The following is a 16,605-nucleotide window of genomic DNA, read 5'->3' on the forward strand; positions in this document are numbered from 1 at the left end:
ATCGCCGAGTGGCTGCAGGTAATCGCCATTACATAAAAAAGCCTTCCGCTGAAAGCGGAAGGCTGATACCCGGTCAATACGTCGGCTTCATCACTTTTTGGTTGGCAGGTAAGGCAAAATCGCTGTAAGTAGACAGAACGCTATTGTATTCATCCATATCGGTTACTTTAATTCCTTCCGATAGACGGTCTACTTTGTCCTGCGGCAGGCTGCTCTCCATATATTTCACATCCAGCTGGAAGAAAGTTTTTACGACCTTCTCTTTCTTTGGAGCTCCTTCAAAGAGAGAGAGGTAACCTTGCTTATCGAGACCGATATATATGTTGCCTTTGCAAGATTGCGAGAAATCTTCAATGTTCTGCTCAAGCAGAACGGTTTGTCCATCCTGCGACAGCATAGCCGTCCATTCCGGGTGAGACATCAGCATGCGGATGACCTCGGCGGAGGTCAACTGGCCAAGCGGCTGCGTCTCTTCTCCGCAAATGTACTGGCGGTGCAGCTGTACGGCCAGCGGCTCCTTATGCTCCTGTAAAATACGAATCAGCCCGGGAGTTCCTTCTCCCGGCTCCATAACGGCAGCTCCCGCCGCGGCGGCAGCCGGCATGCCGCAAACCGCTTGGCCAAGCGCAGCAACTCCAATCAGGAATGATCCTAAGGTCCACATCGGACGACGTCCTCGTCGCAGTCTTTTTTTCAATTGCTTCCATAAGCTGAACTTCATCATCATAATAATAGCCCCTTGTATTTCTTTTTGACCTAGTTTAACTCATTGCTTCCATAAATATGTATGGATAAAGCGAAATGGCCTTTGCCGCAAATTTATTAGAAAAAGCAGACAGCCTCCTGCCCTTATGAAAGGCAAAAGGCTGTCATTGATTTATGCATTAGCGATTAATCCAAGGTTTGCTGTTCCGGTCTGTTTTTTTCGACGATTTTGGAGCAACCGAACGGATTTTGGCTACTTTGCGAGGCTTTGTTTTTTTGATTACCGCTTCGGTAACCGCTTCAATCAACTCTTCTTCCGTGCGTTTACCGCCGCAGCCGCATGGATCATTCTGCGCACCGGCCGTTTGGCCAGGCCAGTAGGAATAAGGAGTGAAGCCTTGAGCGCCTGCTACTTGGTTGCCGTAATAGCCGTAACCGCCAGGTCCCATGCTGACCGGGGATACATTCGAGCCTAACGCTGCCGGGGCTGCATTTGGTCCAAGGGCAAGCGGCGATACGTTCGAACCAAATGCTTCAGGCGATACATTAGATCCAAGCGCAAGCGGCGATACGTTCGAACCAAATGCTTCAGGCGATACATTAGATCCAAGCGCAGTTGGAGATACATTGGAGCCTAACGCTGCAGGAGATACGTTAGGTCCCATTGCAGCCGGAGAAACCATGCCTGGATGACCGTAGCCATAACCATATTCCGGGCCAACGTTAACCGGCGACACCATTCCGCCATAGCCGTATCCATATTCCGGGCCCATGCTTGCCGGTGATACAGCTCCCGGCCAGCCGTGTCCGTAACCACCAGCAGGTCCTGTCATTTCAGGGCTGACGGCCGTTGGGGCACTATTTTCTCCCAGAGCGGCAGGAGATACGTTCTCGGGACCAAAGCTTGCGGGAGATACCGCTCCTGGCCAGCCGTAACCAGGTCCCATCTCTGCCGGGGACACTGCCCCTGGCCAGCCGTGACCAGGTCCCATCTCTGCCGGGGACACTGCCCCTGGCCAGCCGTGACCAGGTCCCATCTCTGCCGGGGACACTGCCCCTGGCCAGCCGTGACCAGGTCCCATCTCTGCTGGGGACACTCCCGTTGGGCCGTAGCCGTAACCAGGTCCCATCTCTGCCGGGGACACTGCCGTTGGGCCGTAGCCGTAACCAGGTCCCATCTCTGCCGGGGACACTGCCGTTGGGCCGTAGCCGTAACCAGGTCCCATCTCTGCCGGGGATACTGCCCCCGGCCATCCGTAACCGCCGTGACTAGGTCCCATTTCTGCCGGTGACACTGCCCCCGGCCAGCCGTAACCGCCGTGACTAGGTCCCATTTCTGCCGGGGATACTGCCCCTGGCCAGCCGTAACCGCCGTGACTAGGTCCCATTTCTGCCGGGGATACTGCCCCTGGCCAACCGTAACCGCCGTGACTAGGTCCCATCTCTGCCGGGGACACTGCCCCCGGCCAGCCGTAACCGCCGTGACTAGGTCCCATTTCTGCCGGGGATACTGCCCCTGGCCAACCGTAACCAGGTCCCATCTCTGCTGGCGATACGGCTGTTGGACCGTAGCCGTAACCATGCTCTGGACCGATATTAGCAGGAGATACAAAGCCGTAGCCTTGCGTTGGGCCAACTGCAGCAGGGCTTACATTAGTTGGAGCAGCATTGTTGCCTAGCGCAGCAGGAGCGGCATTATTCCCTACGGCTGCCGGACTTACATTTTCCGCGCCAAATACCGGAGACGCATTTTCGGAACCAAATACAGCCGGCGATACGTTACCCATGCCGTAACCGTAGCCAGGACCAGCCGCGATTGGCATTGTTCCAGGAGGACACCACGGTCCTTCGCTTGCAGGGCTTACATTCGATCCCGGCCAACCGCCATGACCGTAACCGAAACCAGGGCCAACCTGCATCGGCGACACCATTGGCGCCATGTTGCCATAGCCATGGTGCTGATGGGAAGCCGCTTCTACCGCTGGAATGCCAAATTGCTTAAACAAATCTACGCTTGGCTGCAGGTTCGCATTCTCCGCTTTGGATTGCGTAATCGGCGCTACATTCGGCTTCATATTAGGTTGAACGTTAGCTTCCATAGCAGGCTTCGTATTTGGCTTCATATTCGGCTTCACGTTTGCTGCTTCCTCAGCATGCTTCTCTTTTTTGCCCGGCGATTTTTGAACAGGCAGAGCCTTCTTCGCAGGCTGCTCTTTCGCTGCCGGAGCTACGGGAGTAACAATCGGCGCCGTTGGCGTTTTCTCGATCGGGGCTACCGGAGCTATTGGAGCGGTTGGCGTTTTTTGAACCGGTGCTTGAGCTGCCGGCATTTGGCCGGTTGGCTTTTTTCCAACCCAGTTTTGCACGCCGTGCATCAGCGACATCGGATGAAGCGGATGATGCCCATGTCCCGTATGATGCCCATGTCCCGTATGATGCCCATGTCCCGTGCCCTGTGCGGTAAAGCCGCCGTCACCCTGTACCTCTGTGGGAGTAGCTGTTTTCGGAATGTTGACAATTTCGCCGGTCAGGAGCACATTAGGGTTTTTAAGCTGCGGGTTCGCTTTAATCATGTCTGCCAGAGGCACTCCCCAAGCTTTCGACAGCTTCCAGAGCGTATCCCCTTGTTTCACTACATGCTGATGCATAATGTCCATCCCTCCTGTTCCGCCGCCAACCTCATTTGCCGATGGAACCTTCAGCTTCATTCCAACATCCAGCAGATCCGGATTCGTAATGGAAGGGTTCAGCTTTAAAATGTCTTCAATCGATACATTATGTTTTTGGGCAATGAAGTACAATGTATCGCCTTTCTTAACAACATGAATTTTCACTAGCAAAAAACCTCCTGTCACGTTCTTTGTGTAACGGCACGGCGAATGCCTGCTATCAATCATTACATCCTATGCAGAACCTAGGCTGGTGTCTCCACCTTCACGCAAAAAAAATAGCGCTGCCCGCAAAAGGGCAACGCTATGGCTGATGATTTCGTTACAAAAGCTGCTCGTAAGTAAAGCTAGGATAGCTGCCGAGAATCCGCACCTGGCAACCAAGCGCTTCAATTTCTTCCAGCGCCGAAGGCAATAGCACCGTATCCAGCGCCATGTCGATATCGATATAAAAATAATAATTGCCCAGCTTTTTCTTCGTCGGGCGGGATTCGATCTTCGACAGGTTGATCTTCCGCCAAGCAAACGCGGCAAGCACTTGATGCAGGGCGCCCGGGTAGTCTTCAGGCAGCGTAATCAGAATGCTCGTCTTCTGCTTATCCGATTGCCGTGCCGTAAACGGCTCGCTCCCAACCAGCAGGAAACGGGTAAAGTTATTATCGTGGTCTGTAATCCCCTGGCTCAGCACATCAAGCCCGTTATTGCCCGCAGCGGTCATCGTGCCAATCGCCGCCCAGCCTTGGCCGGGATTTTCCTTCACGATCTTGACGCCCTCCGACGTGCTGCCAGCCGTCTCAATCTCTGCGTGCGGAAGCTCGCTCCGCAAAAACTGGAGGCATTGCGCAATCGCAACGGGATGGCTGATCACTTTGTTGATCTTGCTGAAATCAACCTTACCGTCTTCACCGGCCGCTTCGGAGCTGCGTCCGATCAAATTCTGGATCGAAGGGTATACCCATTCCGCCCGGATGGGCAAATCCACCTCATGAACAAGCCAATCCACATGCAGATTAACGGAGCCTTCAATCGTATTTTCTATGGGAACAACGCTATAATCGCTAACACCGTTTACGGTCGACATGAACACGTCCGCAATCAGGCGGTGATGCTTCCAATTCATGGATTCTCCGGCAAATAGCCGTTTCACTGCTTCGTCCGATACGGAACCGGCCGGAAGGACTGCAATTGTCTTCATCGAACAACTTCTCCTTTGATCCGTTCCATTAGACCCGGTGCAGGGGCTGCCGCATCCTCGACCGTAACTGCCGGGCCTTCTCCGCCTGGCTTGAGCCACATGGTCTCCGCTTCGATACCCTCCTGCTTCAATGTGGCAAGCAGGAATTGCTCCAGTTCGGATTTGCTCTTGCTGTCAGCGTCAACAAACGCGATAAGCGTAGGACCCGCTCCGCTAAGCGCAGCTCCAAGCGCGCCGTATTCGACGGCCCGCTCCAGAATCGTCGACATGCCGGGAATAAGAGGTGCCCGGTATGGCTGATGAAGCCGGTCGCGCATCGCATGGCGGATCAAGCCAAGCTCGCCGCTAGCCAGCGCCGCAACAAGAAGGGAGCTGCGTCCGACATTAAATACGGCGTCAGCCATGCTGATCTCAGATGGCAAGGCATGACGTGCTTTTTCCGTGGCCAGCTGGAATGCCGGGATCGCAACAAGCGTCTGAAGCTTTGCATGCGGCTCCAGTCTCACGTAATCCGCACGCTCACCGTCCCAAGCGGATACAACGATGCCGCCAAACAAGGAGGCTCCGACATTGTCCGGATGTCCCTCGAGCTTCGTCGCAAGCTGGAACAGCTTATGATCGGACAGCGGACTGCCAATCAGCGCGTTTGCCGCAACCAATGCTGCAACAATAGCGGACGCGCTGCTGCCGAGGCCTCTCGCAAGGGGAATGTCGCTGTACATGGCAACATCCAGCTCCGGAACGCTCACGCCCGCTTCTTCAAATACAAGCTGAGCCACTTTGTACAACAGGTTCGATTTATCGGTTGGTATGCCCTGCATTTGATCGCCGTACAGCCGGAAGGTTGTAGTCTCCGCTGCCGACATCTCGATCCATGCATAGAGCGAAAGCGCCATGCCAAGCGTATCGAAGCCAGGACCCAAATTCGCCGTGCTGGCCGGCACTTTCACAATTACTCGACGATTATTCATGACGGATAAAGCTCCTTTGTTTGCTTTTGCAATAAATCCTGCTTAAGTACGGGCGGCTTAGCCTTCTACGCGGTATACGCTCTTCACCTTGCGAATAACGTCCAGCGACTCAAACTTCTGCAGAACTTTTTGGATTGCAGCTTTATTCGCATCATGCGTAATCACGATAATTTCGGCATCCGGATTATTCGGATTTGGCTGCTGAAGCACCGATTCCAGGCTGACTTCATACTCGGCGAAAATTTGCGTAATTTGCGCGAGTACGCCTGCGCGGTCATCCACATGCAGCAGCAGGAAATATTTCGAAGAGATCTGCTCGTCGGATTTGAGCTTTTTCTCTTTGTAAGTAAGCACGCCTTGCTTGCCGTTAACGCCAAGCTTCAGGTTTTTCACTACCGCTACAAGATCGGACACGATCGAAGTGGCAGTTGGCAGCTCGCCTGCGCCAGGGCCGTAGAACATGGTCTCGCCTACCGCTTCGCCATACACGTAAACCGCGTTATATACGCCGTTAACCGATGCGATAGGATGCGATTTCTTCACCATTGTCGGCTGTACGCTGATGCTGAACTGGTCATCTTGACGCTCGGCGATGCCAAGCAGCTTCACTTCGTAGCCAAGACGCTTCGCATACAGGATATCTTCTTTCGATACCTTTGACATGCCTTGTACGGACACATCGTCGAGCGCTACCTTCGCGCGGAAGCCAAGCGTTGCGAGAATCGTCATCTTGCGCGCTGCATCCAGGCCTTCTACGTCGGAGGTTGGATCCGCTTCTGCGTAACCAAGCTCCTGCGCTTCTTTGAGCACGTCGTCATAAGACGCGCCTTCAAGGCTCATCTTGGACAAAATGTAGTTCGTCGTACCGTTTACGATACCCATAATCTTCGTAATCCGGTCGGAAGAGAAACCTTCCACCAGCGTACGGATAATCGGAATACCGCCGGCAACGCTTGCTTCGTACAGGACGTCGCAGCCATGCTCCTGCGCTTTTGCCAGAATCTCCGGGCCGTGCAGCGCCATTAGATCCTTATTCGCGGTTACGACATGCTTACCGCGGGAGAGAGCTTCCATGATGTATTCTTTTGTAGATCCAATACCGCCCATCACTTCCACGATAACGTCGATATCCGGATTGCCGATAATTTCCCAAGGATCTTCCGTCAGCTTGCTTGCGTCAATCGAAATGCTGCGGGCTTTGCTTTTATTTTGCACGAGAATTTTCTCGATAACGATCGGGGAACCGACCTGGCTTTGCAAATCTTCCTGATGTCCTTCAACAATACGCACTACGCCAGTCCCGACTGTGCCGAGACCAAGCAAACCTACCTTTACTGGCTTCATACATTTCCCTCCATCTAATCAACCTTGTCCGATAACGGCAGCTTTACGCACGCCTTCCTGGCTGCGAATGACTTCAATCAGCGTTGTCAGTTCCTCATTCAGCTGTGAAATATCTACGGATATAACGACATTGGCTAACCCCTGCAGAGGAATGCTCTGATTCATCGTCAGCACATTTCCCTCAAGGCTTGCCACAAGAGCCAATACCTTAGATAATACACCGGATCGATGCTCCAAATCCATCGATATCGTCACGATCCGTTCTCTTTCCAGCTCCTGAAGCGCATAGACGCCATCTTTATACTTATAAAAGGCGCTTCGGCTGAGTCCTACCTTCTCCACCGCCTCATGCACCGTGGACGCCTCGCCCCGGCCAAGCATCTCTTTGACCTGGATCGTCTTCACGATCGCTTCCGGGAGCATATCCTCGCGAACGACATAATAACGTTGCGTCACTATTTCGTCCTCCCTACAAAGACAGATGTTCTTCTATAATGGACATTATATCGGAAGAATAGAAATGCGGCAATAGGTAACTGCGATGCTTTTCAATGAAAAAAGACGGCCAATGGCCGTCTTTCCGCTTTTTTGCTTTATTTCATCAACCGTTATAGTCGCTGCCCTCGAAGAATTCGAATGTAAAGTCGGCAATCTGAACCGTATCCCCATCCCTTGCGCCTTCACGGCGAAGCGCGGCGTCAACGCCCATTTTGCGCATCATTTGCGCAAAACGCATAATCGCGTCGTACGAGTTCATGTTCATGCGCTTCAGATAATTCTCGATTCTTGCGCCCTGCACCACAAAGATCTCGTCTTCGCGGTGAATCGTAAAGCTGTCGTCCTCACGCTTCTCGTACGTGAATACTTTGCGTTCTGCGACATCCTTCACTTCTTCAACCGATACTTCCTCCGGAACGGAATCGAGCGTATCCGCCGCTTTGTACAGCAGCTCCTGCACGCCTTGCTTCGTCAGCGAGGAGATCGGGACGATAAGATATTCCCGGTCACCGCGAACCTCATCCAGCTGCTGCTTGAACAGCTCCAGATTATCGGCCGCTTCCGGCATGTCCATCTTATTTGCCGCAATGATCTGCGGACGTTCCGACAGCTTCTCGTTGTATTTCACGAGCTCTTCGTTGATTTTGACCCAATCCTCGAACGGATCGCGGCCTTCCGTACCCGCCATGTCCACGACATGCACAATAACTCTTGTGCGTTCTACGTGTCGCAAAAACTCATGGCCAAGTCCTACGCCCTCATGCGCGCCTTCGATCAAGCCCGGCAAATCGGCCATTACAAAGCTGCGTCCGTCACCAACGTCTACGACGCCAAGGTTGGGCGTAATCGTTGTGAAATGGTACGCGCCAATCTTGGGCTTGGCACCGGACACAACCGAGAGAAGCGTCGATTTGCCTACGCTCGGAAAGCCCACAAGACCAACGTCCGCCATCACTTTGAGCTCCAGCGTTACCCAGCGCTCTTGTCCTTCTTCCCCATTCTCGCAAATATCCGGGGCAGGATTGTTAATCGTTGCGAACCGGATGTTGCCGCGGCCGCCGCGACCGCCGCGCGCCACGACAACTTCTTGCCCGTGGCGCGTCATGTCGGCGATAATTTCCTGCGTATCGTCATCCACAATGACAGTACCCGGAGGGATGCGGATGATCATGTCGTCCGCGCTTGCGCCGTGCATCGATTTTACTTTGCCGCGCTCGCCTGCCGGTCCTTTGAAATGCTTCTGGTAACGGAAGTCCATCAGCGTTCTGAGGCCCTCGTCCACCCGGAAAATAACGTCTCCGCCATTTCCGCCGTCGCCGCCCGCAGGTCCGCCTTCAGGTACGTATTTCTCGCGGCGGTAAGACACGATCCCGTTGCCCCCGTTGCCGCCTTTTACAAATATTTTCGCTTTATCGACAAACATGTTTTGCCCCCGTTCAAGCGCGCCATTCCGCTTTTAATACCAATTTCCGCTGCGGATGCTCCACATCGACCGGCAATAAAGACGCGCCTTCCAACTGCTGTTTTATTTTATCCGCAAGCTGCTGCTCGCTGGTTAAGTCGCCCTCGTAATAAAAAGCTGCAATCAGCATCTCCTCTTCGCGGGAGAGCTTCACAGTAAGCACTGCCGGATCGCCGTATCCCGTCTTCACCGAAAATCTATAGGCGTTGATCAAATTGATCAAGGATTCCGCAATCGGCTTGCCCCCGTCTTCCAGTTCGTTCAGATAAATTCCTTCGTCCAGCTTCACCTCAAGCTGCATGGCATTGGTGAGGGTACGGAAGGATTGTATATAGCTGATCAGCGACGGAACGCCAAGCTTTGCGATTTGGCTCTCTTCCGTCATTCTAACCCTTATTTTCTCCACGTATTCCACGGTTTTATCCAGCTTGTTCATCCGTATGTAACCAAACAATACCTGAAGATCGTTCATCCAATCATGCCGGTGGTGATTCAGCGTCTTTACGCTGGCCGACTGCAGCATATACACGGTCCGTGCCAGTCTTTGTTCCTGCTCCTTGCGTTCTGTCCTGATCCAAAATACCGCAGCCGCTATTGTCCATAAGAGAAAAAGTGCAACCAGCCATACCGAAGAAGGCCAAATGAGCACAGCCGCACCGGGCAGCACAACGGAAGCCGCTGCCGACTGTCTCGCCATTCTAATGCGATCCATCCTGATCGTTCCCACTTTCTGCTTGATTCCTAGCTAAACCAGTATAGCATGCGAATTCGGTAGCCGAAAGATCTAAAACCAAGGTAAAACATCTTCGCTACCCTTGGGCGGATAGCGCGATAAGAAAAAACTTATCAAGCTCTTAAAACAAAAACCCCGGCCTGTTCATCAGGCCGGGGCACTTGGTGCTATTAAGCTTCTACTGCTGCGGCTACCGGAGCCAGATCAACAGGGTACACGCTCACTTTTTTGCGATCGCGTCCCAGACGTTCGAACTTCACTACGCCTTCAACCAGTGCGAACAGCGTGTCGTCTTTACCGATACCCACGTTAGTACCTGGGTGAATCTTCGTACCGCGTTGGCGGAACAAGATGCTGCCAGCGGATACGACTTGACCGTCAGCGCGTTTAGCGCCAAGACGTTTCGAATGGCTGTCGCGGCCGTTCTTAGTAGAACCTACACCTTTCTTCGATGCGAAAAGCTGAAGATCTAATTTCAACATGGTGTTTCCCTCCTTCGTTAAAGAAGTTGTTCATGAATTACGACGTATTTGCCGTAAGTTTTTTCGATTGTGCCGAGCATAACGACCATCGATTCGAGCAAAAGCTGCACTTTGTCGTCAGTTTCCTTATCCGGCTGCTCCGGAATGTCCGACGATAGCCAGCCATTCTTCATCTTAGCGGGTAATTCCACTGTCGCCAAAGCCTCGATAGCGTTGACGGTTCCGACCGAAACGGCCGACACCCCGGCGCAGATAATATCCTTGCCGCGGTCTGCATATTTAGCGTGTCCGGAGATCGCGAAAGATACAATCCGTCTGTCAGCGGCTCTACGTTTCACTGTAACGGAAATCATAAGAAAGTCCTCTTACGCTTGGATTTTCTCGATTGTTACTTTAGTGAACGGTTGACGATGACCTTGCTTGCGGCGGTAGTTCTTTTTGGCTTTGTATTTGTAAACGATGATCTTTTGGCCTTTACCTTGTTTCTCGACTTTGCCGGAAACCGTAGCGCCGGAAACAACTGGAGTACCAGTTACGAGACCTTCGCCGTTAGATACTGCCAATACACGATCAAACGTTACGCTTTCGCCTTCAGTTACGTTCAGTTTTTCGATGTAGATTACATCGCCCTCTTGAACTTTGTATTGCTTGCCGCCAGTTTCGATAATTGCGAACATGAGTTGCACCTCCTTATTGTCGAAGACTCGCCTAATCCAGGTGGCTGCAGCAAAAAGCCGCGGCACTTATACCCGATTGGAGCGGTTCATGCATGTCCACACAGTTATAGGATGAGACATACTAGAACATTCTATCACACTATGCCTAACCAATCAACTATTACCTAGGAATGAATCGAAGATTTCTTTCCCGTGCCTCCGCATGCCGGGCATCGCTCGGTTAACTGCCGCGCGGCATTGTCCCGGGCTTTCCGTCTCGTCAATTCAAGAAGTCCAAGTCTTGTCCAGCCGAACACCGTGCATTTGGTCCGGTCCTTTTTCGCCCATTCCGACAGTCTGGCCATAACCTTCTCCCGGTTGGACTCATTTTCCATATCAATAAAATCGATAACGATAATGCCGCCTACGTCACGAATCCGAAGCAGCCTTGCGATCTCGTCCGCCGCTTCCATGTTTGTCTTGAAAACCGTATCCTCAAGTCCTGTAGCTCCAATGTACTTTGCCGTATTTACGTCGATTACGGTTAAAGCCTCCGTCTCATCCCAGACGAGAGAGCCGCCGCTTTCCAGCCGGATGCGGGACGAGAAGGCTGTCTCAATCTGATCGCTAACCCCGAATCGGTCGAATAAAGAAGCTTTTTCCTTCCGTGGGTCAAACAGCTTCAGCCGCCCGGCAAGATGCGGTGTCATCTCTTTCAGTAGGGACACTGCTTCGCTGTAACGGGAAGGATCGTCCAGCCACACCTCATCCATATCGTCCGTCAGCGTATCTCTTACCGCCCGCCGCAGCAGCCCCGCTTCGCGGTGCAGCTCCGCAGGCGCCTTGGCATGTTCGGAGCGCTGCAGCACGCTTGTCCACAGCTGCCGCAGCTGATCAACGTCGGCTCCAAGCGATTCCTCGCATTCGCCTTCGGCTGCAGTACGCATAATAATGCCTTCTTCGCCTTGCCTTAGCCGCTCGCCAATCATCCGAATCCGCGAACGTTCGCTTTCGGCCATAATTTTCTTCGATACTCCGACATAACCGGCGATTGGCATATAGACGAGCCAACGGCCAGGCAGCGTAAAATGCGTCGTTACCCGGGCGCCTTTGCTGCCCATCGGTTCTTTCATCACTTGTACAATAAGCTCTTGTCCGGGCTTAACCAGCTCCGTAATGGAGGGTTTGTGCTCCGGCTGTTTCTCCAAATGCGGATGCAGCAGATCATCTATGTATAGAAACGCGTTTTTTCCGAGGCCAATATCTACGAAAGCGGCCTGCATGCCTGGCAGAACATTAACTACTCGTCCCTTGTATACATTACCGACTAAACCGCTGCTCTCCGACTGCTCCATAAAAAAATCAATAAGCCGACCGCCCATCAGCACGGCGGTCTGCAGCAGCTCGCCGTGTCCGTGCATTAACATCCGCTTCATTCCCGAATATCAACCGCCTTACTTTTTGTCATCTACTCTATTCTACACCAAGGCTTCTAAGTGAAAAAGTGGTCTATTTTACCTCTATCGAAAAAGCTCGATAACAGCCCGGTTCGGATCAGGCTCGGTCAAATAGCGGTCAACGATTTCTTTCTCGGGAACAACCTTGACGACACGTCCTTCCAGTTCCATCAAATAAAAGAGATGGTACTGTTCACGCCATAATAGACGAACAACACCAATAATTGGTTGCTTCAAACTTACAATTATTGGGCGAGCCAGCGTGCCACGGGCAATGGCACGGACCGCAACCCGGTCGCGGTGCATCAGGAATCGGACAAACAAGTACGGAATGTTGCGGTAATAAGTCCAGTTCGTCATGAGCAGGAACAAGCCAACTACCAGCAGATTAAGCTGGATGCCCGCATCCGGGCGGAACGCCGCGGACAAGGCATAGCCTATCATCAGAAAACTTAGGACCAGGCTAATCCGCGAGGTCCATTTCATCATGGAATAATAATTAAAGCCATAGCTGAATGCCGCCTGCATCAGCTTGCCTCCGTCCAGCGGATAAATAGGCAGCAGGTTAAATAGGCCGATCATGAGATTCGCCTGCCACACATAAGCGGCCCATTCCGGGTCCCACCAGCCAAGCTGGCCGCACCCCCAAGCGGCAAGCCCCATCCAAACGTTTTGCAGAGGCCCGGCAATGGCAATTAGCGCATCCTGCCTTGCCGGAATGCTGCCGGCATCTTCGATCTCCGCGACGCCGCCAAAGGGAAGCAGCTTTACTTCGCGGACCGTCAGACCAAAGCCTCTAGCAACTACAACATGTCCAATCTCGTGGACCAGAACGATCAAAAACAAAGTGAAGAGCTCGGCGAAATAACCGGTCGCAACAGAACCAATCATGACAAGCACAAACAACGGATGAACGGACCAGCGGATGCCCTTCCATTTAATCAATCGGAATCACGCCCACGGGATCGACGTATTGGTTATTTTGCCGCACAGCGAAATAAAGAAGACTTGGCTCCTCATTTGACGTTTCTTTCAGCGTCCCGATCCCGTCGCCCGCTTCGACCCAATCATTTTGTTTAACGGTTGCAGTCCCCAGCTTTCCGTATACCGAATCGCGGCCGTTCGCATGCGCGATCACAACCGTAAAGCCGCTTCCGTTCTCCGCCTCCGATACAACAAGTACTCTGCCCGTCTCGATGGCCGTTACCTCTTCCTTGGAGGTGCCCGCCAGCTCAATTCCGTTCAATAATTCAGCGAAGGTACGGACGATTGCTCCATCCGGAAGCGGCGATACAACAGGCAGCTTCACCGAACCGTTAGCGGATTCCGCTTCCTTGGTATTATGGTTAAAGATCGGAATAAAAGACGGCGCGCCGGAAAAGGTCTCCTTGTACCAGGTCGCGACAGCCGTAAAATCCATTTGGTCCGTTAACGCATTTTTGACGATAGTTTGTCCTTTTTGCGCCAGCGGCGACTCACTATGAAAGACACCCCAGATCGCGGCAAACAGAAGGGCGGCTATGATTGTTTTCCATTTCAGTTCACTGCGGAAAAAGGGCCTGCGCCCTCCGCCTTCGTTATCCGACTCGTATATCGAGGCAAAGTCTCCTCCAAAGCGTCCGGCCTTTCCATCTCCGGACTCCCAGCCCAGCCACGGATGCGGATTCGTTTTCCAAAGCTTCTCCGGGTCGAGCTCGTCCCCTCCGCCCGTATCCATGTGATACGGCACAGGCAAAAAGGACTCCTCCTCGTATCTCGCATTCTGCTTCTCCTGGACTGGCCTTTTTTTTGCCGGCATCGCCTGATGCTTCTGCTCTTGCATACGCTCCTGCTGCTGCCACAGCTTGGCTTGCTTCTCCTGCTGCTCCAGCAGCTGCCTGATTTTTTCCTGACGCCGCTCTCTGATACCGTCTTTTTTACTCATCGAATAGCCTCCCTCTCGCAAGACAAGCCGGCTGCCATTGGCGCAGCCCACATTTCCTTTCTACATAAATATGTGGCCAAGCCGACAAGTATGCTGCGCCAGAAACTGCGCAGTTGAATGTTCTTCGATCGCTGTTGTTCCCGGATTCCTTGAATTTACTGGTCGATGGTTGGAATCCGGAGAACAAAGGCGAACGCTACCGCTTCTTCAGAATCATTCAACTGCTCCGTTTTGGCTTGAGGGCGAAAAAAAAGACCGAGCAGGTTTATGTCTGCTCGGACATGGCGGTTTCTTCACGAGCTGGGCGAAAGGCTTCAGCTCTTTTTGAGTTGCAGGTTGAGGGCAAGGGCGGAGCATCAAATGATTCTGGAGAAACGTTAGCTTATGCTTACGAAGCAGCTTTCTTTCAGAAAGCTTTTAAGCGGTCGCTTTTGTGAGGGGATTCCAATCCTATTGGAATAGTTCCGAAGGAATCCCAGAGCAATGGCGATCGGAAGAACATTTGAGGCGCAGCGCGCGACCAATTAACCTGTAAAACAAAAAAGCTGGCCTACTCGGCCAGCTCGTACTTCTCTTGGTGGGCGTTAATACTAAACAAAATACCGATACACAGCATGTTGAGCAGCAGCGATGTACCGCCGTAGCTGATGAATGGCAGCGTAATGCCGGTAATCGGCATTAGCCCGATCATCATCCCGATATTTTGGAAGATCTGAAAGACGTACATGGAAGCGATCCCGATCACGATAAACGCAGCCCGGTTATCATAACATCGGAAGGCTATAAGTATCATCCTGTATATCAATAGGAAGTACAGGAGCAGCAGGATCGCCGAGCCCTGGAAGCCAAACTCCTCCCCGATTACGACAAAGATCGAATCGGAATAAGGATACGGAATAAACTTTCCGTTAAGCATATCGCCCTTCATATAGCCATCGCCGCTGAGACCGCCTGAACCAATCGCTATCTTGGCATTTTCGGATTGATGCTTGTCGTCGGCTGATGCTTGGCTGGGATCGAGAAACGTGTTGATCCGTTTGTACCAGTGTTCCTTGTGATGATCTTTCAGGTATGTCTCAATCTCGGTGTTAAACATCGAAAACAAGGAGATCGCCAATACGACCGCCGCAACAACGACCGTCAGACCAACCATTACATGGGTATACTTGACGTTGCCGATCCAGAGCATTCCAAGAACGATAACGATGTAAATAATCGCATTGCCAAGGTCAGGCTGGATCATGACGAGCAGGAACGGCAGGAACGCAAAGGCTGCAATCGGGAGCAAATCCTCGATTAAGGTCAGTCGTTCACCCTGCCGACGGCCCATAATATAAGCGATACCGATTATAATAATAATTTTCATAAACTCTGCAGGCTGAAACAAGAAGCCTCCCGGCAGTTTGAACCAACCGGACGCGCCGTTAATATTAGCTCCAAAGAAGAAGACCGCTATTAACAGCGCATTTCCGATACCGTATATGACATACCAGCTTTTCAGAAGGATACGATAGTCGAATACGGTTGCTATTATAGCTACAAAAAAACCGGCTACGAAAAATACGACTGTTTTCAAATCATAGTTGTGATAAAGCGGGTTGTTATGCGTAGCGCTCCTGACCAGAATGGTGCTAATCCCCATCAGGCAGACCAGAATAGCCACGATGCCCCAGTCTATCTTTTTCAGCTTGTTTAGCACAAGGCAATCATCCTATTCCAAGAAACTTGCGAAAGCGTTTGAAGGCACCGGCCTTCTCATCGAGCAGCATAAGCGGAACCATATCGCCAAGAATCCGGCGCGCAATATTGCGGTAAGCAATAGCCGCTCGCGAGGACGGATCCATTACGGTTGGTTCGCCGGAATTGGCAGCCTTTATGACCTTCTCGTCATCAGGGACAATACCAAGCAAATCAACGGCAAGCACCTGGCAAATTTCATCAATATCAAGCATTTCACCGCTCTTCACCATATTCTGGCGAATCCGGTTAATAATAATTTTGGATGGGATCTGTTCCTTCTCGAGCAATCCGATAACACGGTCCGCATCCCGAACGGCCGCATTTTCCGGCGTAGTTACAACGATCGCGCGGTCCGCGCCCGCAATCGCATTGCGGAAGCCATGCTCAATGCCTGCCGGGCAGTCAATGATTACATAATCGAAATCCTTCTTAAGCTCGAGCACCATATCCCGGACCTGCTCCGGGGATACATCCTGCTTATCCTTTGTTTGGGCAGCAGGCAGCATATATAGTTCTTCAAAGCGCTTGTCTTTAATTAAAGCCTGGTTAAGGCGGCAGCGTCCTTCAGCTACGTCAATCAGATCATATATGATTCGATTCTCAAGTCCCATTACAACATCCAAATTACGCAATCCGATGTCGGTATCGACCATACAAACCTTTTTGCCAAGCAAAGCAAGTGCCGTACCTAAATTAGCCGAGGTCGTCGTTTTACCGACTCCACCTTTGCCTGATGTTACAACAATCGCCTCTCCCATGCATGAACACC

17 protein-coding genes and 1 other annotated feature are annotated in these 16,605 nt (G+C 52.2%); of the genes, 1 reads left to right on the forward strand and 16 read right to left on the reverse strand.

Annotation, left to right across the window (positions count from 1 at the left end; all coding sequences use genetic code 11):
• Nucleotides 1-73 precede the first annotated feature (73 nt).
• The 14 genes from WFK81_RS00430 to WFK81_RS00495 all read right to left on the reverse strand — a co-directional run bounded on the left by WFK81_RS00430 (nt 74) and on the right by WFK81_RS00495 (nt 14,096).
• The gene (locus WFK81_RS00430; RefSeq protein ID WP_336784502.1) at nt 74-664 is read right to left on the reverse strand and encodes a BofC C-terminal domain-containing protein; all 591 of its coding nucleotides are present in this window, start codon (nt 662-664) and stop codon (nt 74-76) included.
• A gap of 220 nt (nt 665-884) precedes the next feature.
• The gene (locus tag WFK81_RS00435; protein ID WP_336784503.1) at nt 885-3,539 is read right to left on the reverse strand and encodes a LysM peptidoglycan-binding domain-containing protein; all 2,655 of its coding nucleotides are present in this window, start codon (nt 3,537-3,539) and stop codon (nt 885-887) included.
• A 157-nt stretch (nt 3,540-3,696) separates the two neighbouring features.
• Nucleotides 3,697-4,569 carry a prephenate dehydratase gene (gene pheA / locus WFK81_RS00440; protein ID WP_336784504.1) on the reverse strand — a complete coding sequence of 291 codons (873 nt, stop codon included), beginning with the start codon at nt 4,567-4,569 and terminating at the stop codon, nt 3,697-3,699.
• Nucleotides 4,566-5,540 carry a homoserine kinase gene (gene thrB / locus WFK81_RS00445; protein WP_336784505.1) on the reverse strand — a complete coding sequence of 325 codons (975 nt, stop codon included), beginning with the start codon at nt 5,538-5,540 and terminating at the stop codon, nt 4,566-4,568. The genes pheA and thrB overlap by 4 nt, the downstream gene beginning before the upstream one ends.
• Nucleotides 5,541-5,597: 57 nt before the next feature.
• Nucleotides 5,598-6,884, reverse strand: a complete 1,287-nt coding sequence (locus WFK81_RS00450) for a homoserine dehydrogenase (RefSeq protein WP_336784506.1) — start codon at nt 6,882-6,884, stop codon at nt 5,598-5,600.
• A gap of 18 nt (nt 6,885-6,902) precedes the next feature.
• On the reverse strand, nt 6,903-7,340 hold the full coding sequence (locus tag WFK81_RS00455; protein ID WP_336774410.1) for an ACT domain-containing protein: 438 nt from the start codon (nt 7,338-7,340) through the stop codon (nt 6,903-6,905).
• Nucleotides 7,341-7,485: 145 nt separating this feature from the next.
• Entirely contained in the window at nt 7,486-8,805 is a 1,320-nt protein-coding gene (gene obgE / locus WFK81_RS00460) for a GTPase ObgE (protein WP_336784507.1), read from the reverse strand.
• Nucleotides 8,806-8,818: 13 nt separating this feature from the next.
• Entirely contained in the window at nt 8,819-9,556 is a 738-nt protein-coding gene (locus WFK81_RS00465; protein ID WP_336784508.1) for a Spo0B domain-containing protein, read from the reverse strand.
• A 191-nt stretch (nt 9,557-9,747) separates the two neighbouring features.
• Nucleotides 9,748-10,059, reverse strand: coding sequence for a 50S ribosomal protein L27 (gene rpmA, locus WFK81_RS00470; RefSeq protein WP_015845972.1), 312 nt, complete (start codon nt 10,057-10,059; stop codon nt 9,748-9,750).
• A gap of 17 nt (nt 10,060-10,076) precedes the next feature.
• Nucleotides 10,077-10,412, reverse strand: a complete 336-nt coding sequence (locus WFK81_RS00475) for a ribosomal-processing cysteine protease Prp (RefSeq protein WP_336784509.1) — start codon at nt 10,410-10,412, stop codon at nt 10,077-10,079.
• 12 nt (nt 10,413-10,424) lie between these two features.
• Complete coding sequence (gene rplU, locus WFK81_RS00480) at nt 10,425-10,736, reverse strand: 50S ribosomal protein L21 (RefSeq protein WP_015845974.1); 312 nt, start codon at nt 10,734-10,736, stop codon at nt 10,425-10,427.
• A gap of 13 nt (nt 10,737-10,749) precedes the next feature.
• Nucleotides 10,750-10,833 (reverse strand) — a sequence feature (ribosomal protein L21 leader region).
• A gap of 67 nt (nt 10,834-10,900) precedes the next feature.
• Nucleotides 10,901-12,151 (reverse strand): Rne/Rng family ribonuclease, encoded by a 1,251-nt coding sequence (locus WFK81_RS00485; protein WP_336784510.1) that lies wholly within the window; start codon nt 12,149-12,151, stop codon nt 10,901-10,903.
• 84 nt (nt 12,152-12,235) lie between these two features.
• A complete protein-coding gene (locus WFK81_RS00490; protein ID WP_336784511.1) occupies nt 12,236-13,117 on the reverse strand; it encodes a M50 family metallopeptidase in 882 nt (293 codons plus the stop codon).
• Entirely contained in the window at nt 13,110-14,096 is a 987-nt protein-coding gene (locus WFK81_RS00495; protein ID WP_336784512.1) for a M23 family metallopeptidase, read from the reverse strand. The genes WFK81_RS00490 and WFK81_RS00495 overlap by 8 nt, the downstream gene beginning before the upstream one ends.
• 149 nt (nt 14,097-14,245) lie before the next feature.
• On the opposite strand from WFK81_RS00495, the gene WFK81_RS00500 reads away from it, so the two are divergent.
• Nucleotides 14,246-14,533 (forward strand): hypothetical protein, encoded by a 288-nt coding sequence (locus WFK81_RS00500; RefSeq protein WP_336784513.1) that lies wholly within the window; start codon nt 14,246-14,248, stop codon nt 14,531-14,533.
• A 113-nt stretch (nt 14,534-14,646) separates the two neighbouring features.
• Here the strand turns inward: WFK81_RS00500 and WFK81_RS00505 are convergent, their stop codons facing one another.
• Both WFK81_RS00505 and minD read right to left on the reverse strand, forming a co-directional pair.
• Complete coding sequence (locus WFK81_RS00505) at nt 14,647-15,795, reverse strand: FtsW/RodA/SpoVE family cell cycle protein (protein ID WP_336784514.1); 1,149 nt, start codon at nt 15,793-15,795, stop codon at nt 14,647-14,649.
• 7 nt (nt 15,796-15,802) lie between these two features.
• Nucleotides 15,803-16,594 (reverse strand): septum site-determining protein MinD, encoded by a 792-nt coding sequence (gene minD, locus WFK81_RS00510; protein WP_336784515.1) that lies wholly within the window; start codon nt 16,592-16,594, stop codon nt 15,803-15,805.
• Between the last annotated feature and the right edge of the window lie 11 nt (nt 16,595-16,605).

It is taken from the genome of Paenibacillus sp. MMO-177 (assembly GCF_037147795.1).
Lineage (GTDB): Bacteria > Bacillota > Bacilli > Paenibacillales > Paenibacillaceae > Pristimantibacillus.

Excerpts from the sequence above, each read along its gene's own strand:
- WFK81_RS00485 (WP_336784510.1), bottom strand. The coding sequence starts at position 12,151 with ATGAAGCGGATGTTAATGCACGGACACGGCGAGCTGCTGCAGACCGCC.
- pheA (WP_336784504.1), bottom strand. The coding sequence starts at position 4,569 with ATGAAGACAATTGCAGTCCTTCCGGCCGGTTCCGTATCGGACGAAGCA.
- WFK81_RS00450 (WP_336784506.1), bottom strand. The coding sequence starts at position 6,884 with ATGAAGCCAGTAAAGGTAGGTTTGCTTGGTCTCGGCACAGTCGGGACT.
- WFK81_RS00465 (WP_336784508.1), bottom strand. The coding sequence starts at position 9,556 with ATGGATCGCATTAGAATGGCGAGACAGTCGGCAGCGGCTTCCGTTGTG.
- thrB (WP_336784505.1), bottom strand. The coding sequence starts at position 5,540 with ATGAATAATCGTCGAGTAATTGTGAAAGTGCCGGCCAGCACGGCGAAT.
- rplU (WP_015845974.1), bottom strand. The coding sequence starts at position 10,736 with ATGTTCGCAATTATCGAAACTGGCGGCAAGCAATACAAAGTTCAAGAG.
- WFK81_RS00430 (WP_336784502.1), bottom strand. The coding sequence starts at position 664 with ATGTGGACCTTAGGATCATTCCTGATTGGAGTTGCTGCGCTTGGCCAA.
- obgE (WP_336784507.1), bottom strand. The coding sequence starts at position 8,805 with ATGTTTGTCGATAAAGCGAAAATATTTGTAAAAGGCGGCAACGGGGGC.
- minD (WP_336784515.1), bottom strand. The coding sequence starts at position 16,594 with ATGGGAGAGGCGATTGTTGTAACATCAGGCAAAGGTGGAGTCGGTAAA.
- WFK81_RS00495 (WP_336784512.1), bottom strand. The coding sequence starts at position 14,096 with ATGAGTAAAAAAGACGGTATCAGAGAGCGGCGTCAGGAAAAAATCAGG.
- WFK81_RS00475 (WP_336784509.1), bottom strand. The coding sequence starts at position 10,412 with ATGATTTCCGTTACAGTGAAACGTAGAGCCGCTGACAGACGGATTGTA.
- rpmA (WP_015845972.1), bottom strand. The coding sequence starts at position 10,059 with ATGTTGAAATTAGATCTTCAGCTTTTCGCATCGAAGAAAGGTGTAGGT.